The following is a 25,549-nucleotide window of genomic DNA, read 5'->3' as shown; positions in this document are numbered from 1 at the left end:
ATGTGTGGTATCGTTGGTGTCGTAGGCACATCCATGGTCAATCAAGCCATTTTTGATGCATTAACTTTGCTTCAGCATCGCGGGCAAGATGCAGCAGGAATGGTAACCAGCCATAATGGACGTCTGTGTTTACGCAAAGACAATGGTCCGGTTAGTGAGGTGTTTCGTACACGTCACATGAAAAAACTTCATGGTAATATTGGCATTGGGCATGCCCGTTACCCTACAGCAGGTACCTCGAGTTCTGCTGAAGCACAACCTTTTTACGTTAACTCTCCTTACGGTATTTCTCTTGCTCATAATGGCAACTTGACCAACACTGAAAAGCTTAAGCAAGAAGTGTTTGAGTCTGATCTTCGCCATGTGAACACGACGTCTGATTCAGAAGTGTTGTTGAATGTATTGGCTCATGAGCTTCATTTAGAAGGCAAGCTGACACCGACACCAGAAGATATTTTCAATGCGTTAGAGCGAGTCTATAAGCGAATTGAAGGTGGTTACGCGGTTGTCGCTTTGATCACTGGTTACGGTATTTTGGCGTTTCGTGATCCAGATGGTATTCGCCCATTAATTTATGGCTCTAAACAGACCGACAATGGCATCGAATACATGGTGGCGTCTGAAAGCGTCGCATTGGACGCTGGCGGTTTCACAATAGAACGTGATATCCAGCCTGGTGAAGCGATTTTCTTTGATGTGAACCATAAGGTTCATGTGCGTCAGTGCACACCGAAAAAAGTGGCTCGTCCTTGTTTGTTTGAGTACGTTTATTTTGCTCGTCCGGACACAGTGATCGACAGTATTTCTGTTTATAAAGCCCGCATGAACATGGGTGATCGATTGGCAGAGAAGATCCAACGCGAATGGAAAGATCATGATATTGATGTTGTCATTCCGATCCCGGATACCAGCCGTACTGCCGCACTACAGATTGCACAAACACTGAATATCCCATTCCGTGAAGGCTTGGTGAAGAACCGCTACATTGGCCGTACTTTTATCATGCCAGGGCAAGCGGTTCGTAAAAAATCCGTTCGTCAAAAATTGAACCCTGTGCCGTTTGAATTTAAAGACAAAACGGTGCTATTGGTAGATGACTCGATTGTTCGTGGTACCACGAGTAAAGAAATCATTGAAATGGCGCGTGATGCTGGCGCGAAAAAAGTATACATCGCTTCGGCGGCACCTGAGGTGCGTTACCCGAATGTGTATGGTATTGATATGCCAGCCGTTACTGAGTTGATTGCTCACGATCGCAATGTGGATGAAATTTGTGAGTTAATCGGCGCTGACAAATTGATTTTCCAAGATTTGGGTGATTTGATTGAAGCTTGTATTGATGAGAAGCACTCTGATGTACGTGAATTCGATACGTCTGTATTCGATGGAAAATACATTACTGGGGATATCACTGAAGCGTATCTTGCTCGTCTTGAGAATGCGCGAAATGATACTCAAAAGGACTCTATTGAAAATGCAGCTAGTAGTGACATGATGCACCCTATGTAGCAAACTAATGCAATAGTGACTTACGAAACAAAGCCAGGTCACACGCCTGGCTTTGTTGTTTTTAGTTAAGGCAATTTTGGAGAGACACGAATGTCGGAATACAAAGACGCAACAAATGCCATTCATGCAGGTGTTCGTCAGACACAAGAGCAAGAAAACAGCGAAGCCATTTTTATGACATCAAGCTTTGCTTACGCCAGTGCGGAAGAAGCCGCGAGTAAGTTTTCTGGTGCAGAAGATGGAAATGTGTATTCACGGTTTACCAACCCGACTGTTGAGTTGTTTGAAAAGCGTTTAGCGAACCTTGAGAAAGGCGAAGCGGCGATTGCAACAAGCTCTGGTATGGCGGCATTAATGACCATGGCATACAGCTTGTTGAGCGCTGGCGATCGCGTGGTGTGTTCGCTGAATGTATTCGGTTCAACGATTAAGTTTTTCAACACATACACCACAAAATTTGGCATCGACGTGGTGTATGTTGACGCCACTGATTACGCAGCGTGGGAAGCCGCCATTGACAGCAATACCAAGCTTTGCTTTTTTGAAACGCCGTCTAATCCACTATATGACGTAGTGGATGTAGAACGCGTGGCCGCATTGGCTCATAGCAAGGGCGCTTTGTTGTGTGTTGATAATGTGTTGGCGACCCCAGCGTTGCAAAACCCATTGACACAGGGTGCGGACATTGTGATGCAATCGGCGACCAAGTTCATTGATGGGCAAGGTCGTAGTTTGGGTGGTGCCTTGATCGCAAGCCAAGAGATTGTTGATGAGTTTGTTGGCTTTATGCGCAGCGCCGGGCCATGCATGAGCCCATTTAATGCCTGGGTATTGGTGAATGGCTTAGAAACGTTATCGTTGCGGATGAAAGCGCATTCTGCAAACGCGATGAAGTTGGCGGAATTCTTGGAATCTCACTCGAAAGTGAAAAAAGTAAACTACGGTGGGTTGCCAAGCCATAAATACCACGAATTGGCGAAACGCCAGCAAAAAGATTTTGGTGGTTTGTTGTCGTTCGAATTAGACGGCGGTCGTGAGGCAGCATGGGCGGTGATTAATGCTGCTAAACTGGTTTCCATTACGGGTAACTTGGGCGATACCAAAACCTTGGTGACGCACCCAGCCACGACCACTCATGGTCGATTGACGGACGAGCAAAAAGCCAAAGCGGGCATTACCGAAGGCTTGATTCGTGTTTCTGTCGGTCTAGAAGACAGCGATGATATCATTGCCGACTTTGACGGAGCATTAGCGATATTAGGCTAATCTTTTGGTGCGCTAAAAAACGGAATCGGCCAACGGGCGATTCCGTTTTTTTATGTCTGGACTTTCATTCATAGAAGCTTGTCTATGGGGGAAATTCCAATGGTTAGCTTTCTATTGAGGCCAGTTTGTCTGCTTGGTCTTGGGCTTCTTGCTTGCGTTCTGCACGGCGATAACCGAGCACTAACAAACAAGGGGTTAAAATAAGCGTTAACGGCGTGGCAAAAGTGAGCCCACCGGCAATGGCGGTAGACAGTTGTGTCCACCATTGAGCCGAAGGCGCACCGACGCTGATGGATTGGTGGATCAGGTCCACGTTCAGTTGGAACACCATAGGCACCAAGCCTAGAATGGTGGTGATGGTGGTCAGCATGACGGGGCGTAAACGCTGTACTCCGGTGCGAATCGCCGCCTCACGCACTTTCATACCTTGGGCTCTTAGGGTGTTAAAAGTGTCGATCAGGACAATGTTGTTGTTGACGACTATGCCCGCCAACGCAATCACCCCAACGCCGCTCATCACCACGCCAAATGGCTGACCTTTTAGCATCAAGCCAATAAACACGCCGATCGTGGAGAAGATAACCGCGCTCAGGATCAATATGCACTGGAAGAAATTATTAAACTGAGTCACTAAAATGATCGCCATAATAAAGAACGCGACAAAGAAGGCTTTCATTAAAAAGTCGGTGGATTTTTGTTGGTTCTCCGTATTGCCTCGGAACTGGTAAGAAACCATATTAGGCAGCTCAGAATCCAGCTGCGCTTTGATTTGATTGATCACATTGTTGACCACCACGCCATCTTGAACGTTGGCATCAATGGTGATGGTTTTTTTGCCATCCGTTCGATTAATTACCCCTTGTTTGGGACCGGCGTAACGGTGAATAAAGTTGCTGGCGGGAATCGGCCCTTGAGAAGAAGGGATCTGCAACTGATCAAGCTGCTCTAGGCTGCGCTGATTGACCGGATAACGCAGGACTATGTCGATCTTGTCGTCGGCGCCTTCTGGTAAGAAGTCGCTGAGAATTAATCCGTTGCTCACCAGTTTGACCACATTGCCTAGGGTGTTCATATCGACACCATAGCGACTGGCTTTGGCGCGATCCACTTCGATTCGCCATTCAATGCCTGGCAATGAACGATCGTCTTCCACGGAAATAATGCTGCTTTGTGACCTCAGTTGCTGAGAGATTAAATCCGCCGCTTCATTTAGAGGTTGGCTGTAATCGGAGCTGAGTTCTAATTGAATGTCTGCGCCCGATTGAGGGCCGTCCTGTTGCACTTCTGTGGTGACCAGTATGCCAGGGATTTGAGCGGTTTTCTGGCGAATTTGCTTGAGTATTTCATTGGCTGGCTCACGTTGAGACCAATCAATAAACTCCATGGAAATTTTGCCTATGCTGTCTGCTGCGTCTGTGTTTCCTGGGCTATCAAAGGTTGTTGCTATGAGGTTTTTTAGATTCGGGTTGCCAACGAGGAGATTTTCCACCTTGTGGACGAGCGCATCTTTTTCCTTAAGCGACAGGTTGCCACGGGCGTGAATTTCAAGGTTGGCAACGTCGGGCTCAATATTAGGGAAAAACTCCACGCCTTTGCCGTAAAGGCCATAGATGACTTGAACGCCAATGAGTAATGAAACAACAAACAGCAGTACCCAGATAGGTATTTCCACCAGGCGAGTGAGTACGCGGCTGTACCAACCAGAAAGGCCTTTGAGTTTGCTTAAATCGCCGTTTTCTGCGATCCGCAGTGACATCAGGGTGTTGTTGCTGTAACTGCCTTTTTTACCAATTAGGGAGCCAAGTGTCGGCAGAACAATGAGCGCCATCACCAGCGAAGCACACAGTGTCGCAATCACTGTGATGGGTAGGTAGCGCATAAATTCGCCGACAATATCAGGCCAAAAGAGCAATGGCATAAAGACCGCCAGTGTGGTCGCGGTAGAGGCTATGATGGGCCATGCCATGCGCTTGGCGGCTTCGCTGTAAGCGTCTTTTTTGTTTGCGCCTTCGGCGAGTTTTCGGTCGGCGTATTCGGTGACCACAATGGCGCCATCAACCAACATGCCAACGCTTAAAATAAGGGCGAAAAGCACCACCATGTTAATGGTGTAACCTTGAATGTTGAGCAGCAAAATGCCGGCGAGAAACGCCCCAGGGATTGCCAGCCCGACCAGGATGGCGCTGCGAATGCCGAGCGCCCATACAATGACGATCATGACTAATAAAGTGGCGGTTAACACATTGTTAAACAGATCGTTTAGAGAGGTTTTTATATTGCTGGATTCGTCTTGAGACAGGCTATACTCGATGCCTTCGGGCCATTGTTCACTGTTTTTCTTAACCAGAGCTTTGACCGCATCTAGGGTGTCAATGATGTTGGCACCCACCCGTTTAGAAACCGCGAGTGATATGCTGTTTTTGCCATCCACTCTGGCGTAACTACTGGGGTCTTCAAAGGTCAGTTCGCCACTGGCTATATCGCCTAATTTAACAACGTTGTCGCCATCGACCTTGATTGGCAAGTTTAGAATGTCTTCTTTTGTTTTTAATAGCCCTGGCACTTTGAGTGGAAAGCGTCCCGCGCCTGTGTCTAGGTTGCCCGCCGCGACCAGTTGGTTGTTGCCTGAAACAAAGTTCGCCACATCAGAGAGGTTTAAATGGTAGCTGTTGAGCTGTTCAGGGCGGATGATAATTTGTGCTTGTTGCTCTCTGTCGCCACTGATCTGCGCTTCTAATACGCCCTTGGTGCCTTCAATTTGATCCTGTAAATCATTGGCCACGCGACTTAAGGTGGAGAACCCCACATTGCCGGATAAATTAATCCGCAGTACGGGGAAAGTCGATAAGTTGATTTCTGTTACCGTGGGCTCGTCAGCGTCATCAGGCAGTTCGCTTTTGGCGCGATTGACTTTTTCTTGAGTGTCTATGATCGCCTGATCAATGTTGGTTCCCTGATTGAACTCTAAGATGATAGAGGCGTGATTTTCAGACGCGGTTGAGCTGATTTTTTTTAGATCGTCTAGCCCTTTTAGCTCTTGCTCCAGCGGATGGACTAATAAGCTATCGGCGTCTTCTGGTGAAATGCCATCTAAGGTGACAGACACGTATGCCATAGGGATGGTGATATCAGGCGTGCTTTCTTTTGCTATTTCAATGTAAGACACCGCACCAGCAATCAGGACCAGGGTAAAGAGTAATAATACCGTCCGAGAGCGGGCAAGCGCCGCTTCAATGAGTGTTTGCATAAACTATTTTCCCTAATAATGAGCGTCAACGGTATCGCCAGCGGCCACAAAGCCCTGGCCAACAGTGATCAGATTGACGCTATCTGGTAGCCCTAGTACCCACACTTTGTCTCGTTCCGATTTCACAATGGTGACAGGAAGAGACGCGACCTTATGCTGTTCATCTAATATTTTGACGGCGGTATGGCCGTTATCGTCAAGCGTTAGCAGGGCTGGAGAAAAAGCCTGTGCTTTTTGTTGCCCGAGGGAAAAATCGACATCGGCGGTTAAGCCGGAGGGAATAGCATGATTTGGGTTGTTCACCAGTAGCTCAACATTGATTGTACGGCTTTCTGGGTTGGCTTGGCGGCTGATATAAGACACTTCGCCAGTGGTTTCAAGCCCTGTGGCTAAGTGGACTTGGCCGAGGGTTCCTTGGTGAATGTGGTGGATCTTATTTTGTGGAATGGGGACTTGGATATGCAGTGGGTTTAACGAAACGAGTGAGCCTATTGGGGTGTCGTCGCTGAGCATCTGACCTTCTTCTATGTCTAGGGTGTTGAGAACACCAGAGAAGGGGGCGGTTACAGTGGCATTTTCTAAATTAATGGCTAGCGATTTTGCGGTGCTAAGGGCGGTGGCTAAGTTGGTTTCGGCTTCCGCTAGACGAACGTTCGAGGTGAGGTTGATGTCTTTGAGTTTTGTTAATCCCTTCAACTCGATGCTTCTTTGTTTGGTAAGGGATTTTGTCTCTGCTATCTGGGCTTGCAGAACGCGAGTGTCAATTTGTAAAATTGGCGCGCCTTTTTTTAGGAAATCCCCTTTTTTAACGTAAAGCTTAACCACTTTTCCTTTATAGCTATTGGTTAAAGTGAGGGTTTTGTCTGCCACAGTTTGGCCGGATATCGCCAGCTGTAAAGCGATGTTTTGGGCGTGGATTGTGTTAGCTTGAACACTGTATTTTTGCGTGCTGAGTGAAGCTTGATTGGTGTTCTTTTCTGGCGCCTTATCTGCGCTTTTTGAGGCAGTGTCGTTAGCCATGGCTGTTGTGTTGCTGCTGCTGCTCTCTGCGCTGCTGTGTTGTGCTGCGGTAATGCCGTGCCCGCCAGCGTATACCCATAAGACCGCCGCAATGGTGATCGTGATGGCAACCACTGGGCCTATTTTGCTTTTAAGCTCCATTAACCGCTCCTTGATGCATTTTGCTTGTTTTTATTATTTTAAGTTTTGCGTCAATTATATGCACAAAAAACACGTCATTAAATGATCTTGATTTGCTTATATAAGCATATTTCTTTGATGAATGTTGTATCGGGTCGCTTTCAGCGGCGGTTTTCTCTTTTTATTGGTGGCTAATTGTCAATTTTTAGATTGTCACTTCTTGGTTTCGCTAAACCTTCGTTAGGAAGGGTGATATTATACGCCCACAAAATTTACTCTCTTTTTTATTTGGATAGATATGAGTCTATTGTCTTTAGAACAGGTCAGTGTTGCATTCGGGCATAATCCGCTGCTGTCAAAAATCAGTTTCGCTGCAGAAGCAGGGGAACGTGTTGCTATTATCGGGCGCAATGGCGCGGGTAAATCAACGCTCTTAAAAATCATTTCAGGTGAACAAGTCGCCGATGAAGGTGTGGTTCGTTTGGAGGGAGGAATGCGCATTGCCCAGCTTCCTCAAGAGCTTCCTGATGCCAACAATAAGACGGTTCGTGAAGTGGTCAGTGAAGGCGCTGGTAAAGCCCATGACCTAATGAAACGTTACTTTGCCTTGTTGGAAGATTTCGAAAACGATCATTCTAATGAGTTAGGCGACATTCAAAGTGAGCTGGATAAGATCCAAGGTTGGGATCTTGAACAACGCGTAAATCACATGATTCAACGCTTGAAGCTGCCGGCTGAAAAGCTCATGTCTGAATTGTCTGGTGGCTGGCGTCGTCGTGTTATTTTGGCGCAAGCATTGGTATCAAACCCAGATGTATTGCTGCTTGATGAGCCGACAAACCATTTGGATGTGCCGACCATCGAATGGATGGAGCAACAGCTTCAGCAATTTCGTGGGTTGATCTTATTTATTACCCATGACCGTCGTTTCCTAGAAAAATTAGCGAACCGTATTATTGAGTTAGACCGTGGTAACTTGATTTCCTTTAGTGGCAACATTAATGAATTCCTTGTCTTTAAAGAAAAGATGTTGGAAGAAGAAGAACGTGCCAATGCCTTGTTTGATAAGCGCCTTGCTGAAGAAGAAGTTTGGATTCGTCAAGGTATCAAAGCCCGCCGTACTCGTAACGAAGGCCGTGTGCGCGCTTTGAAAGCGTTGCGTGTTGAGCGTTCAGAACGGATTAATCGTCAAGGCAACGCCAAAATGGCTATTGAGACCAAAGAAAGCTCAGGCAAATTGGTGGCAGAGTTCACTCAAGTGGCTCACTCGTTCGAAGACAAAGTGATTCTTCAGCCAATGGACTTGATAGTGAATCGCGGTGACCGTATTGGCCTTATCGGCCCCAATGGTTGTGGTAAAAGTACCTTCTTAAAAATCCTCTTGGGTGATTTGCAAGCGGATTCAGGTACCGTTCGCCAAGGTACTAAGCTTAACGTTGCTTATTTTGACCAGCTTCGTGAACAGCTTGACCCTGAGCAAACCGTTGCTGAAAACGTAGGGGAAGGCAAAGAAACCATCGAAATCAATGGCCAGAACAAACACGTCATTGGCTACCTTGGTGATTTCTTATTCCCACCAGAGCGTGCTCGTACGCCAGTCAAAGCCTTGTCTGGTGGTGAGCGAAACCGTGTGTTGCTTGCCAAGCTGTTTACCAAACCTGCCAACCTGTTGGTGATGGATGAGCCTACCAATGACCTCGATGTGGAAACCTTGGAGTTATTGGAAGAATTATTGCTGAACTACGACGGCACCTTGCTGTTAGTAAGCCATGACCGTGCGTTCTTGGACAGCGTAGTGACCAGTGTGATTGCGTTTGAAGGGGAAGGTCGCGTGCGTGAATACGTAGGTGGCTACCAAGATTGGATTCGTCAAGGGGGTAAGTTCCCAACCGAATCGACGTCTCAAACTAACGAGACTAAGCCCGCTAAAATTGAAGTGAAGAAAGCCGCGGAGACGGTCGTAACCGCAAAGCCTAAGTCAAAGCTGAGTTATAAAATACAGCGTGAATTTGATCTTATGCCAGAAACGATTGCGGCATTAGAGCATGACATTGCGGCTTTGCATCAAATTACGAGTGCAGCTGATTTTTATGCCGGCGACGCTAAACAGGTTCAAAAAACCTTAGCCAAAGTGGCCGCGAAAGAACAAGAACTTGAGACGACCATGGAGCGTTGGCTTGAGTTAGAAGAAATGCAGAATGGGTAAGTTATGAGCCAGAAAATTACATCAATGTCTTTTATTCCGCGCTTTTTTGGCGCGTTTGGACAGTTTTTCAAATACATGGGCAGCGGCGATTACGCGGCCCGTTGTTCCGCAGTAGGCAAAGGCGAAGTATTGGCTTTTGAGGCGGAGCCAAAGGTAATAACCAAAGAAATTGAAGTCATTCGTGAAGTTGAAGTGGCGGCACCAGTCCTGGACACAGTCAATGAAGATGGGGCGCATCAATTGCTGCAACTGTTGCAACATGAGGCGCGCTTTATCGACTTTATTCAAGAAAGTATCGATGGTTACGACGACGCGGATGTGGGTGCTGCTGCACGCCAAATTCATGCAGGTTGTGCGAAAGTGATCAAGCAGCACTTCACCATTGATGTGGTGAACAGTGCGCCAGAAAACAGCCGCATTGAGGTGCCAGCAGACTACGATGCCAAGCAAATTAAGCTAGAAGGTCGTGTTGAGGGCGTCGGTCCTTATGCCGGTACCTTGATTCATCCAGGTTGGAAAGTGACGAGCACACAGCTCCCTAAAGTCAGCTCCACCGATAACTTAACCATCCTAGCGCCCGCAGAAATCGAGGTATAGTCATGAGCGATTATTTTATTGGTATCGACCTAGGTACCACGCATTCGGCTGTCTTTTATTCTGCAGCCAACACTGAAAATGGCGCGGCAGACATTAAACAGTTGCCTATTGCGCAGTTCACCGCGGCAGGGCAAGTGGCAGAACGTCCACTGTTGCCTTCTTTTGTGTATTTCCCCCATGCCACTGAGTTTTTAGAAAGTGATATGCAATTGCCGTGGGGCAAAGCCGATGCGATTGTCGGGCAGCTTGCGAGAGAGTTGGGTGCCAAATCGTCTGGTCGTTTGGTGCAAAGTGCTAAAAGCTGGTTGTGCCACTCTCGAGTGGGCGCAGACGAAGCTGTTTTGCCAATCGATGCGCTGGAAGAGGTAACAAAAATCTCGCCCGCAGCGGTCACTGAAACCTTGCTCTCTCACTTGGTGAACGCATGGACAGTGGCGTTTCCTGATGCGCCGATACAGGATCAAGAAGTGGTGATTACTGTGCCTGCCTCATTTGATCCGGCGGCGCGTACTATCACTGAACAAGCGGCGGAGCGCATCGGATTGCGAGCCCGTTTGATTGAAGAGCCATTAGCGGCGTTTTACGCTTGGCTGGCAGATCAAGCGTCTTGGACGGATGCACTTGAAGTGAACGAACATATCCTGGTTGTGGATGTGGGCGGTGGTACAACAGACTTGTCTTTGATCCAAGCGGTTGAGCAAGAGGGCGTACTTGGTTTGGAGCGTGTTGCTGTGGGTCGTCATATCCTATTGGGTGGCGACAACATGGACATGGCATTGACCTATCACCTAGCTGGACAGCTTGCACAAAACGGTACAACGTTAGAGCATTGGCAGATTTCAGGTCTGACGCAAGCGTGTCGTGAGGCGAAAGAGCGCTTGTTGTCGAATGCGGATTTGGCCGACGTGAGTGTTGTCGTTCCAAGTCGTGGTCGCAGTTTGTTTAATAACAGCATTAAAGCGACCTTGACTCAAGGCGACGTTCAGCAGCTTTTGTTGCAAGGCTTTTTCCCTGAAGTGGCGTTTGGTGAGCAGGCTCAGAAAGCCCCACGAAGCGGCATCAGTACGATCAACTTGGATTACGAAAGTGATCCTGCCATTACGCGTCATATTAGTGAGTTTTTAGCCCAACATCAGGCTAAGCCAACGAAAATTTTGCTGAATGGTGGTGTGTTTAACGCCGGTTTAATTCGTACCACCATTGAAACGCGCCTGCGTGCCATGTTGGGCGATGTTGAGATGACCATGTTGACGCCATCGCACCTGGATCACGCCGTTGCGAAAGGAGCAACGTATTACGCTGTGGTGCAAGCCGAAGGCGGCGTAAAAGTGAAAAGTGGCTTGGCGGCGAATTATTACATTGGTGTGGCGAGCCCAATGCCCGCGATTCCAGGCATGGCACCACCGGTTGACGCCGTTTGTGTGGCGCCGTTTGGGTTAGAAGAAGGCTCTGAAGAGCAAATGTTACCCAACGAATTTTCCTTGGTGGTTGGCGAATCGGTGACCTTTCGTTTCTTCCAGTCTCAAGACAGTCAGGTCGATTCCGTAGGAAAAGTGATTTCTTCGTTTGCCTTGGCCCAATTGACCGAGCTGAATCCTATTAGTGTGCAGCTAGATGCAGGGCACTACCAAGAAGGCGAGATGGTTCGTGTGTATTTGACTGCTCGGGTGACTGAGCTCGGGTTATTGCTGTTGCAAGCGCACGATACAAAATCAGACCTACATTGGACGATTGAGTTTCAAGTTAGGGAGGCGTAATGCCAGAGTCAGCTTTTCGAGTAGGCATTGATTTAGGAACAACCAACAGCGTTGTTTCTTACTTATCGAACGAAGGCAGTGAACCGACTCTATTGCCGATTCCACAAGTGATGGCGGATGGTTCGGTGCAAGAGTTTACCTACTTGCCCAGCGCCATTTATTTGTTGGCGGCGGATGAAAAGTTGGACCCGGTATTGCCTTGGCGTAATGGCGACAAAACGCGCATTGTGGGGGTCGGTGCATTAGCACTCGGCCAACGCCGTGCTGGGCAGTTGGTGCAAAGTGCGAAAAGCTGGTTGAGTCACCGCCAAGTGGATCGGCGTTCTGCGATTCTTCCTTGGGCCAGCGAATTTGCCAAAAAAATGAGTCCTCTGGACGCCAGTCAAGCCTTGCTTATGCACATTAAGCAAAGCTGGAATCATCGTTTCCCCAATGCCCCGCTTGAGAAGCAAAGCGTCGCACTCACGTTACCGGCGTCGTTTGATGAAGAAGCCCGTGCGTTAACGCTTGAAGCGGCAAAAAACGCAGGACTAGAAGACCTTTATCTTCTCGAAGAGCCGCAAGCGGCCTGTTATCACTACATTAGTGATGATGAAAAATTGGCGGCGCTCGCCAGCAAAAAAATGTTGCTCGTGGTGGACATTGGCGGCGGCACCAGCGATTTTAGTTTGGTGTCTATTCAACCGGCTTCTAGTGAAAAGAAAAGTGTCTCACTGAAGCGAGTGGCGGTTGGTGAGCACCTGTTATTAGGGGGCGATAACTTGGATCAAGCGTTAGCGTTTCAGCTTGACCCAAAACAAATATCGGCTCTGTCTGCGACCCGTTTAGCGGCCTTAGTGCAGCAAACTCGTCAAGCGAAAGAGACACTCCTGAGCGAGGCTTCTCCCGACAGTGTGAACATTACGGTATTGGGTGGTGGCAGCCGTTTGATTGGCGGCTCACAGAAATTTTCCGTGTCACGGGATGCGTTATTGGAGCAAGTTCGCACAGGATTTTTTCCTTTAATAGACCCCGACACCAAGGTGCAAAAAAGCGACTATGCAATGCATACGCTTGGCTTGCCTTATGAATCAGACCCTGCCTTTACGCGTCATCTTGCGGCCTTTTTAACCACCCATCAAGAGGCCATTTTACGTGCCACGGGCAGCACTATGCCAGACGCTGTGTTGTTTAACGGTGGCTTATTTAACAGCCCTTTGTTAAAGGCACAACTGTTGGCGCAATTAAACGCCTGGTCTGAAACACCGATACTGGCCTGCGCGGCGGACGAGCCTAATGATGCGGTAGCAAAAGGCGCCGCCTTATATCTCAGTGCGTTAGCGGGCGAAAGCACGCGGATTGAAAGCGGCGTGGCTCATGGCTTATTTCTTAAAGTCGGTGACGAGCAGTTTGTTGGTATCTTGCCAAAAGGCACTTTAAAAGGGGAAACCCTCACCTTAGAACAAGACTTTTTTGTCACCTTAGGGCAGCAAGTACAATTTCCTCTGTACCGTTCGGATGATCACATTGATTGTGTGGTGGGGCAGGTGCGCGAGCAGACTGGTTTGCACTACATTTCTACCTTATCGACTGAGTTGGATGCCTCCGTTGATGCAACAGAAACAGCGGTCAATGTCGCAGTACAAATGACGGAAGTTGGGGTCTTGCAAGTGACTTTGAAAGCGACGAATCAGGGCGATCAATGGCATTTAGACTTTTCTATTAAAGAGTCGACGAAAGCCGCGTCAGGACAAACCTCAGCAGACCAAAAAGAGCAAGATCGGGCCGGTTTACTGCACGCCAATATGGGGCAAGCGGAAGAGCATTTGACCAAGTGTTTTTCTAGCGCAGGCCAAAAGCAAGCCCCCGATTTGGTGAAGGCCTTAAAACAAGATTTGGATGCCATGCTGGGCAATCGAGACGATTGGAATTTGGCAACGTCACGACGTTTGGTCGACAAACTGCTCAGTTTGAAATCAGGGCGTATGAAAAGCGCCCAGCACGAGCGTCAATGGCTACAGCTTATGGGGTATTGCTTACGACCAGGCTATGGCGCTGAGGACGATCTTGCCCGTGTGCAGCAGGTGATCAATATCACCAAAGCAGGCACGCAGCACGATGCCGCGGCAGTATGGGGGCAATACTGGACTCTGTATCGTCGTATTGCTGGTGGCTTGTCTTTTGAGCAACAAACGGTACTGTTTAAGCAGTTTAGTCAGTTCTATTCACCTTCAGGTCAACGCTCTCGTGAAAAAATGAAGGCGTTAACGACACGCTCAAGTGACGATCTAATCCGTCTTGTGGGGGCGCTGGAGAAACTAGAGCAGGCGGATAAAATGACGACGATCGACTGGTTGTTAAAGCGCCTGTCTAAATCTTCAGAGCCGGATACCGCTTGGTGGACGCTAGGGCGCATTGCATCGCGTCACTTATTGTGTGGTGAGCAAGCTCTGCGAATTCCTGAAGACACGCTTTACCCAATATTGGATGTGGTGCTTAAAGAAGATTGGAAAAAACGCAAGCAAGCAGGCCTTGCCGCGGTGCTCATGGCTCAGGTGAGTCTGGAAGAGTCGGATAAGCTCAAAGCATATCGACATAAAATTGCGAAAAAACTACTCAAAGACAAATGCCCAGCGCAATGGTTAGCACGCCTTAACAGTCAAATTGAAATCAATAACGATGAGCTTACTGCTTTAGTCGGTGAGAGCTTGCCTATTGGTTTGCGCTTATAAGGTGTGATTGTGGTGGTTGCCTAAGGTATTGGGCGATGGGTGTTTAAAAAAGAGCCAAGTAACCTGTTACTGGCTCTTTTTTTATGGGCAAAATCAGCACAAAGAGTGCTTTGTCGCTGAATGACGATTTTTAATCGAAGGAAAACCCAAACAAACTAATGTCGGTTTTATAAGGTACTTCGACTGGGCTTTCCAGCAAACCATTAATTAGACCGAGGTAGGTCGTCATTTTATGGGCGTTGAGGTTTTGTTCGTTAGGGATGGATGTGGTGAACTTAGTTGCTCTTAGCGCACTTTTGACACCACTGGTTTCGGCGTATTGCTTGTTGCCCATGAGTATGACTTCTTTGCCCATGTGCCAGAAAATATCCAAATCTTTGATTTGTAATGGGCTAATAGGGGGAACAAGAGGAACAATGTCGTGTAGGGTGACGACGCGGATAAGTGGTAAATCATCGAATTTTTTTGCCCCAGTCACATTGGTGACCTTAGGTTGCCCAAACGTAATGATCTGAGCCACTGGATAACCATCTTTTTGCAAGTACATGCCCAATATCACGGCAATGGCGCCGCCTAAACTGTGTCCGGTAATATGAATGGGTTGGTCTTTGTTTAGATAAGGCTTCATGTTGCTGTAAATGGCTCTCGCCGCGGACGCAAAACCTTGGTGCAGTTTAATGTCCAGCACCGGATCTGGTTGCAAGGAAACGGTTAAATCCACCATGGCATTTTGTAGGTTGGCGGTGCCGCGCACAGCAATGGTCTGAACGCCATTGGCGGTGCTTAAAAAATAACTTACTTGGGACGCAGGGATCAAAGATTGGTGCACGAGCTGCTGGTTTTGCTCTTGCAGTCGTTGCTCAAGCGTTGCGGCTTCAAGGTAGGTGTCATCGGAGAGCTTGGCTTGGGCTTTGATGAGGTTAAAATCTTGTGCGGCAAAAGCGGATTGAAATGGACTGATGAGCAGAACAAGAATGAATAAAATAAAAGCATTAAACATTGTGAGGCAGCTAACTTATTGGTTGAAGAGCGCAGAGAGTACTAAAAAAAGGCTTTTACGAACAGCGGTTTATCCGATTGTAAGGGCGTTTTTACCCTTGTTCATATGGGGTGGGGGGCTAAAAACCTTGATCCTTCTTTAGCGGTTGATCAAGGTTTTTAGGGCGCTGATGATTTATCTTATAAGCTGTTTTTATATGCCAGCATATAAGTGACTTTCCCTTTTTTAGCATTAAAGAGCTTGGTCAGGCCTTTTTGGTTAAATGACTCAAACTGTCCCATTTCTTTGGCTGTTTTTCCTGAACCACCAATATTGTCGCTCTTCATATTTAAAAGGTAATGGCTGACGTCTGTGATGGCTTGGCGGTACCCTTTGGCGGAAGTTAAGTCATAACGATTTAGATCAATGCCTTTGCGAACTTCCTTAGACCAATAGAACTCAAGAAAGGGCACGGGATTTTTAGGTTTGTCCCAGCCCACATTACGGGAGTAGTACATCACAGAGCGGTATTTATCATTTTCAAAATTAGCCATGCCCAGAGACGTCGGCAGCTGCTGATAAGTAATAGTGTGCCCTGTGCTGTTTTGTAGCCAAGTATTGCCGTCTTTCACCATGGCTTTCCAAAATGCTGTCATGGTGGGCAATGCACGGTAATCTTTGGCAACAACGACCTTGACCTTAAATTGCTTGCCGCCATTACGCATCTGCCAGAAGGCGTTAAAAGTATGGTGCCCATCGGTAAGATAATATTGGCCATTGGGTGCAATCACTATGGTCTTCATGGCTTGCTTTTCTGTGCCCACGGCCTCATCACATTGAAAGCTGCTAGGAATGTTTGGCATAGAGCCGGTATTAAAATGTGAGACACCTTTTTGGCCATTTGCCTCACAGATTTCATCAAATTGTTTCTTAGGGTCCGCTTGAAATCGTCCTAATTTGTAATAGACCTGATCGTACCCTATAGCAGGTTGAGTTGGGTGCAACTCACCCAGTGTCACAGTGGTAATGCTACCTACTTCTAACTCGTTAGCGTTAACCAAAGAGGAGATGAGTAGAAGTAACGACAAAAATGGCAGCATGAGTGTTTTGGGTATCATGGTGTTTTTCCTTAGTAGCGCGTGAACAGTAGGGTGTTAAAAAAAGCAGTGTATAACCCTTAAGTTACATTTGTGTATCAACATCAGTGACACATAATAAAGCGTTAGCGGAACTGGGTGCTGGCAGGGTGTGTTTATACAACATATTGAGTTGGGCATTGGGTCTCTAGAAAGGGCTTTTAGCTAAGCCCTTAAAGCAATAACGATATTCCATTATGTTATGAATGCTTTCTTGCAGTCGATTACCACTGCTTTAAAATCCACCCCCCTGTATTTTTCTAATGTCTTGATGATTAGACATTTTTTAACCTTAATTTGGAATAATTCATGAATGCTAAAGAACATCTAAGCGGTTTTGTGTTGCTTGGCCTGGTATTGGCCTTGGGTGGCATTGCGCTAGACTCAATGATCTTCTTTCGTTTGGTGATCGGTCTTGGCTTGGGCTATGCATTGACGCGTTCTGCGCTAGGCTTTGCTGGCAGTGTAAACCGTGCTTATCGGGCCGGTTCTACTAAATTAATGCGTGCATTGATGCTGATGTTTGCTGCGACTGCCGTTGCTTCTGTGGCCTTTCTGTATAACCAAGATCCCCATGATATGAACTTGTGGGTAAACCCAATTAATGCCGGTTTGATTGTTGGCGGTTTGATGTTTGGTTTTGGTATGTCGTTTGCGGGCTGTTGCGCTTCTGGGGTATTAACGTATTTCTCAAGCAGTTTGACTCGTCCTGCCTTGGTTTTGTTTAGCTTTGGTATGGGAGTCTTTCTTGGTTTTCCGTTGCAGGCTCAAGAAGACTGGATTCGCGAAAGTTGGATTTCGACGGCGACGTATGAAGGTAAGGGGGTGTATTTACCGGATTTGTTTGCCGGTACACCAATGGATGGCTATCTCGGTGCTATCTTACTGACGGTTTTGTTTGCGGGTATCGTGACGTGGTTTGCTCATCGCTATGAACGTAGTCGTCGTCGCCAAGATACTTTTATTGGAGTGGCGTCTGAGAAAGAACAGTTAGAAAACACCCCCCATGATTTGGCCGCGCATCCTTTCTTTAGTCGCGAGACATATCATGCGCTCTTCGTGCGTCGTTGGTCGATGACAACTGGTGTCGCCGTCATTGTGGTGTTGTTTACTCTTATGATGGGCGTGACCGGCGCTGGTTGGGGGGCTTCTACGCCATTTGGTCTTTGGTTTGGTCGCTTATTGATTGCTGTCGGCATGGACCCAATGAACATTGCGGCATTTACGCATCGCCCTGTACAAGCCTTTACTATGCCTTTCTTTAGCCACCCAATTAATGTTCAGAATATCGGTATTATGTTGGGCTCGGTGATTTCTTTGTTGTTGGCTGGTCGCTTCTTCAGTGGTATGTCGCGCCTACGATTAGGCGGTCGTGAAGCCGTTATGTTGGTTATTGCCGGTTTGGCAATGGGGCTAGGTACACGTTTTGCGAATGGCTGTAATGTGGGTGCCTTGTATACACCGATTGCCAATTTCTCATTATCTGGTTGGATCTTTCTGGTCGTGATGGTTGCAGGTGGTGTGTTTGGTAATCAGCTAGGTAAGCGCTTAAAGAATGCGTAATCGACAAAATTTGTAAAACACTGTCTGTTTTTTTAAATCATAAGTGTTTGCTAAAGCCGTCTTCTTTTCATGAAAGAGGCGGCTTTTTTATCTGCTATCGACTAGAATATATAGCGTCTTTTGGTGGGTAAAATCATTGTTTTCAAAAGATTAGTTTTACTTGTTCTGGGCAGAGAAATGGCCGTGCTTGATACATGTTTTTATCAAAGAGTTACATAAGTCCTATATTTATAAGCTAGTGTTTTCTTATATTCTCAATATAACAGGTAGTTTTTTGATAGTAGATGTAAAAGCTGAGGCATTTGCGTGATGCAACCACAGAGAGTGCCGTGTTTATTCTAAACGTGTTCTTGTTAGATAAACAAATTCGTCTATAAGGAAATTTTAGATGCATAACGTAACGGGCTATAGCAGTGTAAAAACCGTGTTAATGCCAATTGTAGCGAGCTTAACCGGCTTAATTTTATTTTTTATTTTTTACCCTCCTGCTTCACTATTCAGTACAAAAATAACGATTTCAATTATCGCCGTTGTTTTTGGCAGCAGTGTGCTCACCTCTATTTTATTGCATCGATTGTTTAAGAAAAACCTTCAGGTAATGACCAATATTTTCCATTCGATGGACGATGTGGTGGGGGTGAAAGACTACCAAGGTAATTTTGTTTTCTGTAATGAAAAAGTCGCCTATTTATACCAAAGTACCCCAGAACAGATGGTTGGAAAAGACGACTATTTTTTTACTAAAAATAGGGAACAGGCCGATTTCTTCTTAAAAAGTGCTCAAGACATTATGGACCGTTTTGAAAAAGAAGTGGTTTATGAATCGTCAATGGACACGAACACCGGCGAGGTTCGTCATTTTAGTTCAACCAAAATCCCCTTTAAAGACACTCGAAATAATTGCAAGATTGCTATTTTTGCTAAAGACATAACCGATATCACCCGCCTTAAAGAAGGGGCAGACAGAAACCAAAAACGTCTTGAGCATGTACTAGATGTTTCCGAGGAAGGGTTATGGGAATGGAACATTCAAACCAACCAGGTGCTGCATAATAAGCGCTGGGAAAACATCATTGGTATTGAGTCGAGCCGAGAAACCTTTATTGAGTTTGAAGCCTGTATTTTGCAAGAAGATAAAGCGAAGGTGGGTCAAGCGCTGGATTTGTTGTTAACCAAAAGCCAACCTTACAATATTGAGTTCCGTATGAAACGCCCCGACGGAAAAGTCATCTGGGTATGGGACCGTGGTCGAGTGGCTGAGGTGGATGAAAATGGTGATCCGATTTGGTTAGTGGGCATCATTTTAGACATTACGACGGAAAAGTTGAATCAGCAGAAAATTGAACGTCTCGCGTATTACGACAGCTTAACAGGCCTTGTTAACCGAACTCAGTTAGAGGTTGAGCTGGATGAAGTCATTCAGTTAAGTGTGCAGAAAGGCCAATACAGTGCGGTGTTATTTTTAGATCTAGATCGCTTTAAACTCCTAAATGACAGTTATGGTCATCATATGGGGGATAAGTTGTTGAATCTGGTGGCGTCTCGTCTGATTGATAAAAGCCCTAGTGATATGGTTATTTCGCGCTTTGGTGGTGACGAGTTTGTCATTATTTATCCTTTGGTGGATAGCGACGAAGACAAAGCCATTTTCGAAGCACAGCGATACGCAAATGAGCTGATGATCGAGATTTCCAAGACCTTTTTTATCCAAAACGATCACCATGATGTGTCCATAGAATACGATATTTCTGTCAGTGTGGGCGGCATTGTATTCAATGGACAAGACACGACGACGGGCTCATTACTGCAATTGGCAGACCTGGCTTTGTATCGCGCAAAATCCACATCTGTGTCGCAGGCACTGATCTTTGGTATCGATATGAAAGATGAGTTAACCCATTCGAGTCAGCTGCTTAAAGACATTAGGCAGTCTATCGTGGACCAGGATTTTCTGATCTATTTACAGCCGAAACTGAACCGAGATGAAACCTTGATTGGGGCCGAAGCGTTAGTGCGCTGGCAGCACCCTACACGAGGTTTGTTGAATCCTGCGGCCTTTATTGATCAAGCGGAAGAAAGTAACTTTATTGTCAAAATTGGCAAGCAAGTACTGATGCGGGTATGCGAGCAACTGTCTCTTTGGCAGCGCTCTTCAGAGACTCAACATCTGACGATTTCTGTGAACTTAAGTGCAAAGCAAATTTGGCAAAGTCAGTTTGTTGACGACTTTATGTTGACGGTGAATTCTTTTGATATTGATAAGAGTAAGTTGATTGTCGAAGTGACGGAAACTGTGTTGCTGCAAGACATTAAGGACGCCACTGAAAAAATGAACAGGCTGAAGTCTCACGGTATTACGATATCTTTGGATGATTTTGGCACCGGCTACTCGTCATTAAATTATCTGCACCGTTTACCGATTGATGAAATTAAGATAGATCGCTCCTTCATTAATGATTTTGCCGAAGACGAACAGGTGAAGTTAATGGTGAAGTCGATAGTGGATCTTGCCAACAATTTTGGCGTCAATGTGGTGGCAGAAGGCGTTGAAAATATAGAACAGTTTGATTTATTGAAAGAATTCAATGTGGACGTGTATCAAGGTTTCTTTTTTAGCAAGCCGATTTCACTCATAGAGTTCGAACGTTATCTTTTGACCTAATGGGTTAAATAGGAATGAGAGAAGGTGATGTACCTTACTCTCATTCGAGTGGTTACTAGGCGTTGAACTTAGCGGTAATGTTTTTAATCATTTCTGCTTGTTGTTCTAGCTTATTCATTTGCTCCGCTGTTTTGGCAGAGTCACTTCCTATGTTTTCGGCCAGTTCGGCAATGCCAGAAATATTCTTCGCAATGCTGTTGGCGACTTGAGATTGTTCATTGGCAGACGTTGCTACCTGAACGTTCATCAAGGTTAAGTTTTTGATTGAGTCTGTGCTTGAATCAATAATGCCATTGATTTTGGCCATGGATTCCACCACCTTGTTACGCTGCTCAGTTGAACCATACATCTCATCCATGGTTTTAACCGAGCTCGTTTGCAGCTTTTCTAAGATGTCTTTGATTTCGACCGTACTGTGCTGAGTGCGTTGTGCAAGGCCTCTTACTTCGTCGGCAACGACCGCAAAGCCTCGACCTTGTTCGCCCGCTCTTGCGGCCTCAATGGCAGCGTTCAGGGCTAATAGATTGGTTTGTTCAGAAATCCCTTCGATGACGGCCAATGCGCTGTTGATTTCTTCAACATTTGCGCCGACTACTTTAACGGATTGCTCAACATTGGTCAGTACGCGGCTTAGCTCATTCAGTTGCTCACTTGAGAATTGAACTTGTTTAACAACCTCTTGAATTTCCATTTCAACATTTTCAGCAGAGTGTTTTGTGTTTTCTGCGATGTCGGCAATTTGAATGGAGTTAGACGCCATTTCTTCCACAGCGGTTGCGACCATGTTGGTTTCGTCAATCTGTTTGGCTGAGACTTGCTCACGTTGAGTGCGTTGCTGATTGGCCATCATCGAAATGGTGTGCAATTCTTCGCTGGAATGCTTAAGTGTTTTGATGTCTGTGGCCATGGAGCTCAAAAAGGTATTAAAGTCATTGGCGATGTCGTTCAAAATATCGATTGAGCTGCTGGGCAGTGCTTTTGTTAAATCACCTTGTCCTGAGGCGAGTCCTTTAACGGATGCGCCTAAGGTGAAAAGAGGGGTTAAAATACTGCGTGAAGAGAATAAAACACAGAAAATGACCACGACAAAGACCGCCGCTAACACCAATAGGGCGCTGATTAAACTGTTGTCTTTAATGTTATTAATAGAAGATTGAATGCCAGAGATGATCTTGTCTGTGCTGTCGATGTAAAAACCGGACCCGACGACGATATCCCATTTCGAAATATACACCGCGTAACCAAATTTCTCAGACGCCTCTTTTGCGCCAGGCTTAGGGAAATAGAAAGTACTAAAGCCATCGCCTTTCACTGCAGAATTGACAATGTCTTGGATAAAATATTGGCCTTTTTTGTCTTTGGCATTCCAAAAATTACCGCCTAGTGGCGCGCCAGCGCCGTGCATAACGCGTACGCCGCTGGTGTCGTAGGCATACAGGTAGCCTTGTCCATTATCAAACTTTACCTTGTTTAGGGCGTTTAAGGCGTCTTGCATGCCTTCTTTTCCAGGCTTGTTTATATCATCTTGTACGATACTGAGCGCGGTGTTTAATACCGACTCTAAACGGGTTTTCTCGATGTCTAAAGTGGATTTTTCGGTTAGATCAGACACGTCATTCGTAATAGATTGCAGCGTGCTCATCTGAATAACAGCACTGACGATAGCGATGGCAAAAAAGGGCAGAAAGGCGAGTAAATAAATACGGAATTTCAAAGATTTTAACATCATATTATTTTATATGTTCCTTAATGGGATATTACGATGGCACTATAATCTAAAGTTGAGTAAACGCAAACAATAGGGCGTCGTATAAGACAATGACGTCAGTGTTATAAACGCAGGGACCATATTAGCGTTTAGACGTTGGTCATGAGGAAATAGTTAAATATCGTGTGACTAAAATCAATTGCGAAGGGCGTTTATTTGCGACAAGCCTGTAATAAATCAACAGGTTCTGTTTTGCTGGCGGGTTTTGAATGGTAGAAGAAAGGCATACGATATGCGTTGACGAATGCCTTATTTAGAGTGTGTTTAGTTTTTTGGCATGGCCAGAGGTTGCTTGGCGACGGCAATCCCATTAAGGTCGCAATAGATTTGGTCACCTGGTTGCACCGTGATACCCGCAAATTTAAGGGTTTTACCCACTTCGCCTAAACCGCGCTTTTCTGTCGGCATCGGGTGTGCGTTAAGAGCGTGAATACCGAGATTGACCTGAGATTGAGCGGCCACATCACGGATTGCGCCATATATGACAATGCCTTCCCAGCCGTTATTGGCGGCTTTTTCTGCCAACATGTCACCCAGCAAGGCGCGGCGTACGCTGCCACCACCATCGACGACTAATACTTTTCCTTTTCCTGGCGTGCCGACAAGCTCGCGCACACGGCTGTTGTCTTCAAAGCAAGACACAGTGACAACTTCGCCATTGAAGTGGCTTTTTTTGCCGTAGGATTTGAAAACAGGATCGGCGATCTGAAGGTGCTCAGGATAGAGATCGCATAAATCTGGGAGAATGTCTTTCACAAGAACTCCATTTAGAATCAGAAAAGTCAGGTTAAATAAAAACGTACTCTTTCTGACTCTAAATAGGAAAGCTTATCAACACCAGTTTCTTGTGCTTATAGTCATCATTTTACAGCGCTATAAAAGTGTCAATATTATTTACTCTGCACTTTGCTCTGGAATATCTGCCGCGTCGATCAAGCCATATTCAACGGCAATTTGCAGCAGTTGAATGATGATTTCATCAGGCGGCAATAAATGCAGTGGTGTGGTTTGGCCTTGTTCAGCCAGAGCGTCCGTTAGAGACACGTCGCGTTCTTCGAACCAAGAATGAATACTGTGGATTTCAAAGCTTGGGTCTAAACCTTTCGTGTCATAGGTCGCTTCAACCAAGGTATTGAGTTCGTCAGGGTCGAGACCGTAAATAACGTCAGTATCGAATTCGTTCGTCCATTCTGCCAGAATATCACTGGCTTCAAAGCCAAATTCATACAGTTGGTTTTCATCGAGATCCAGAGCGTTTTGCTCGACAGTGTGGTTTTCTAGCCACTCATCATCAGGAATCACCAACACTTCTTTTACTTGGGCCTCAGGGGTCGACCAGGTGAATAAAAGAGGAAAAGCGGGCTCGTCAGATGAATTGGCGACAGCCGTCATGAATATAGGTAAACTTGCCATAAATAGAACCAATGTTTGATTTTTAAGGAATAAAGAATGACCAGCCGAATCAAGATCAGTAGTGCGTTTGATGGCGGTAACATCTCCGTTATTGAAGCCTCGGAGCCGGACAATATTAGAGTAAAGATCCCTAATGATACAAACTCTAAATTTCTTCAATGGTTTTATTTTCGCTTACAAGGCGGTATGGGCGAAAGTTGCGTGATTCAATTTGAGAACGCCAATGACGCCGCTTACCCAGATGGCTGGGTCGATTACCAAGCCGTTGCCTCTTATGACAGAGAATATTGGTTCCGTGTGCCAACGGAATACGTAGATGGGAAGCTGGTGATTAATCATCAGCCTGAGCAAGACAGCGTCTATTATGCGTACTTTGCACCGTACAGCTACGAGCGTCATTTAGACATGATGGCGTGGGCGGCGAGCAATGAAGACTGCATTACGCACCATCTAGGTGAAACCGCCGAAGGGCGCGATATCACCATGTTGGAAATCAGCAAAACCCAAGGTCTGGCGAAAAACGTTTGGATTACCGCGCGCCAACACCCAGGTGAAACCATGGCAGAATGGTTCATTGAGGGCTTGTTAGAGCGTTTATTTGATGAGTCTCATCCTGTGTCGCGAGCCTTGCTCGAAAAGTGTCGCTTCTATGTGGTGCCGAACATGAACCCAGACGGCGCAGTGCATGGTAATTTGCGCGTGAACTCAAAAGGCGTGAACTTGAATCGTGAGTGGAAAAAACCGACGAAAGAGTTCAGTCCAGAAGTGTTGGCAGTGCAAACTAAGATGGCCGAAACGGGCGTCGACATGTTTTTAGACATTCACGGTGACGAAGCCTTACCAGTGAATTTCGTCGATGGTTGCCAAGGCGTGCCGTCGTTTGATGCGCGTATGGAATCGATGGAAACACTGTTCAAAGACATGTTTTTGGCGGTTAGCCCAGATTTTCAAACGGAGATTGGTTACGAGCCAGATCAGTTTGGCGAGGCCAATTTAACGGTGGCGACAAAGTGGGTTGGTGAAACCTATCGCTGTTTAGCGCTTACCCTTGAAATGCCTTTTAAAGACAACCAAAACCTGCCTGACGAAATGGTGGGTTGGTCGCCTGAGCGTGCCAAAATATTAGGCGCTGATGTGCTTTATCCTGTGTATCACGTGCTGAATAGCAAGTACATGCAGGTTGATAGTGAATAATGGATTCTCTTGAAGCGCTGAAAGTCGCTATGCGTGAATTCGCCAAGGAGCGAGAGTGGGATCAGTTCCACTCTCCTAAAAACCTTTCTATGGCATTGGCTGGTGAAACGGCCGAGTTGTTGGATTGTTTTCGTTGGTTGACCGAAGAGGCGTCTTATCAATTGGACGCGGCACAATCCCAAGCAGTCAAAGAAGAGCTGGCAGACGTACTGCTCTTTACTGTGCGTTTGGCGGACAAACTGAATATTGATTTAATGGCGGCGGCAGAGCAGAAAATTGAGAAAAACGCGCGTCATTACCCAGTAGACAAAGTCAAAGGCAGTGCGAAAAAATACAATCAGTATTAGCGCATACGCTGAGCCAAGAAGGCAAATTATTGCTAGCAGTATTTGATCAACTGG

17 protein-coding genes are annotated in these 25,549 nt (G+C 46.3%); 10 read left to right on the top strand and 7 right to left on the bottom strand.

Going from position 1 to position 25,549, the window contains the following annotated elements; all coding sequences use genetic code 11:
• Complete coding sequence (gene purF, locus E0D71_RS12960; protein WP_133003736.1) at positions 1 to 1,509, top strand: amidophosphoribosyltransferase; 1,509 nt, start codon at positions 1 to 3, stop codon at positions 1,507 to 1,509.
• A 90-nt stretch (positions 1,510 to 1,599) separates the two neighbouring features.
• The gene (locus tag E0D71_RS12955; protein ID WP_133003735.1) at positions 1,600 to 2,775 is read left to right on the top strand and encodes an O-succinylhomoserine sulfhydrylase; all 1,176 of its coding nucleotides are present in this window, start codon (positions 1,600 to 1,602) and stop codon (positions 2,773 to 2,775) included.
• A gap of 103 nt (positions 2,776 to 2,878) precedes the next feature.
• On the opposite strand, the gene E0D71_RS12950 is transcribed toward E0D71_RS12955, so the two are convergent.
• Positions 2,879 to 6,022, bottom strand: coding sequence for an efflux RND transporter permease subunit (locus E0D71_RS12950; RefSeq protein WP_133003734.1), 3,144 nt, complete (start codon positions 6,020 to 6,022; stop codon positions 2,879 to 2,881).
• A 12-nt stretch (positions 6,023 to 6,034) separates the two neighbouring features.
• A complete protein-coding gene (locus E0D71_RS12945) occupies positions 6,035 to 7,183 on the bottom strand; it encodes an efflux RND transporter periplasmic adaptor subunit (protein ID WP_133003733.1) in 1,149 nt (382 codons plus the stop codon).
• Between the two features lie 277 nt (positions 7,184 to 7,460).
• Here E0D71_RS12945 and E0D71_RS12940 point away from each other — a divergent pair, with 277 nt between their 5' ends.
• The 4 genes from E0D71_RS12940 to E0D71_RS12925 are packed head-to-tail and all read left to right on the top strand — an operon-like array spanning position 7,461 to position 14,433.
• On the top strand, positions 7,461 to 9,368 hold the full coding sequence (locus E0D71_RS12940) for an ATP-binding cassette domain-containing protein (protein ID WP_133003732.1): 1,908 nt from the start codon (positions 7,461 to 7,463) through the stop codon (positions 9,366 to 9,368).
• Between the two features lie 3 nt (positions 9,369 to 9,371).
• A complete protein-coding gene (locus E0D71_RS12935) occupies positions 9,372 to 9,965 on the top strand; it encodes a DUF2760 domain-containing protein (protein WP_133003731.1) in 594 nt (197 codons plus the stop codon).
• 2 nt (positions 9,966 to 9,967) lie between these two features.
• Entirely contained in the window at positions 9,968 to 11,722 is a 1,755-nt protein-coding gene (locus E0D71_RS12930; RefSeq protein ID WP_133003730.1) for an Hsp70 family protein, read from the top strand.
• Positions 11,722 to 14,433 (top strand): hsp70 family protein, encoded by a 2,712-nt coding sequence (locus E0D71_RS12925; RefSeq protein WP_133003729.1) that lies wholly within the window; start codon positions 11,722 to 11,724, stop codon positions 14,431 to 14,433. The genes E0D71_RS12930 and E0D71_RS12925 overlap by 1 nt, the downstream gene beginning before the upstream one ends.
• Before the next feature lie 130 nt (positions 14,434 to 14,563).
• Here E0D71_RS12925 and E0D71_RS12920 read toward each other — a convergent pair whose 3' ends face one another.
• The gene (locus E0D71_RS12920) at positions 14,564 to 15,433 is read right to left on the bottom strand and encodes a lipase family protein (RefSeq protein ID WP_133003728.1); all 870 of its coding nucleotides are present in this window, start codon (positions 15,431 to 15,433) and stop codon (positions 14,564 to 14,566) included.
• 179 nt (positions 15,434 to 15,612) lie between these two features.
• Entirely contained in the window at positions 15,613 to 16,530 is a 918-nt protein-coding gene (locus E0D71_RS12915) for a ParB/Srx family N-terminal domain-containing protein (protein ID WP_133003727.1), read from the bottom strand.
• 327 nt (positions 16,531 to 16,857) lie between these two features.
• On the opposite strand from E0D71_RS12915, the gene E0D71_RS12910 reads away from it, so the two are divergent.
• Entirely contained in the window at positions 16,858 to 18,111 is a 1,254-nt protein-coding gene (locus E0D71_RS12910) for a YeeE/YedE family protein (RefSeq protein WP_133003726.1), read from the top strand.
• Positions 18,112 to 18,499: 388 nt separating this feature from the next.
• Positions 18,500 to 20,773: a bifunctional diguanylate cyclase/phosphodiesterase gene (locus tag E0D71_RS12905; protein ID WP_133003725.1), complete on the top strand. Its 2,274-nt coding sequence runs from the start codon at positions 18,500 to 18,502 to the stop codon at positions 20,771 to 20,773.
• Positions 20,774 to 20,828: 55 nt separating this feature from the next.
• Here the strand turns inward: E0D71_RS12905 and E0D71_RS12900 are convergent, their stop codons facing one another.
• The 3 genes from E0D71_RS12900 to E0D71_RS12890 form a co-directional block, all read right to left on the bottom strand.
• On the bottom strand, positions 20,829 to 22,502 hold the full coding sequence (locus E0D71_RS12900) for a methyl-accepting chemotaxis protein (protein WP_133003724.1): 1,674 nt from the start codon (positions 22,500 to 22,502) through the stop codon (positions 20,829 to 20,831).
• Between the two features lie 303 nt (positions 22,503 to 22,805).
• A complete protein-coding gene (locus E0D71_RS12895) occupies positions 22,806 to 23,297 on the bottom strand; it encodes a putative 4-hydroxy-4-methyl-2-oxoglutarate aldolase (RefSeq protein WP_133003723.1) in 492 nt (163 codons plus the stop codon).
• 138 nt (positions 23,298 to 23,435) lie between these two features.
• On the bottom strand, positions 23,436 to 23,954 hold the full coding sequence (locus E0D71_RS12890; RefSeq protein WP_133003722.1) for a hypothetical protein: 519 nt from the start codon (positions 23,952 to 23,954) through the stop codon (positions 23,436 to 23,438).
• A gap of 36 nt (positions 23,955 to 23,990) precedes the next feature.
• Here E0D71_RS12890 and E0D71_RS12885 point away from each other — a divergent pair, with 36 nt between their 5' ends.
• Positions 23,991 to 25,148, top strand: a complete 1,158-nt coding sequence (locus E0D71_RS12885) for a M14-type cytosolic carboxypeptidase (protein WP_133003721.1) — start codon at positions 23,991 to 23,993, stop codon at positions 25,146 to 25,148.
• Positions 25,148 to 25,495: a nucleotide pyrophosphohydrolase gene (locus tag E0D71_RS12880; RefSeq protein WP_207923401.1), complete on the top strand. Its 348-nt coding sequence runs from the start codon at positions 25,148 to 25,150 to the stop codon at positions 25,493 to 25,495. The genes E0D71_RS12885 and E0D71_RS12880 overlap by 1 nt, the downstream gene beginning before the upstream one ends.
• Positions 25,496 to 25,549 lie beyond the last annotated feature (54 nt).

Origin of the sequence: Marinomonas sp. KMM3893 (assembly GCF_004352855.1) — a bacterium.
Classification (GTDB): domain Bacteria; phylum Pseudomonadota; class Gammaproteobacteria; order Pseudomonadales; family Marinomonadaceae; genus Marinomonas; species Marinomonas arenicola.
This window is presented reverse-complemented; position numbering and strand designations above follow the sequence as displayed.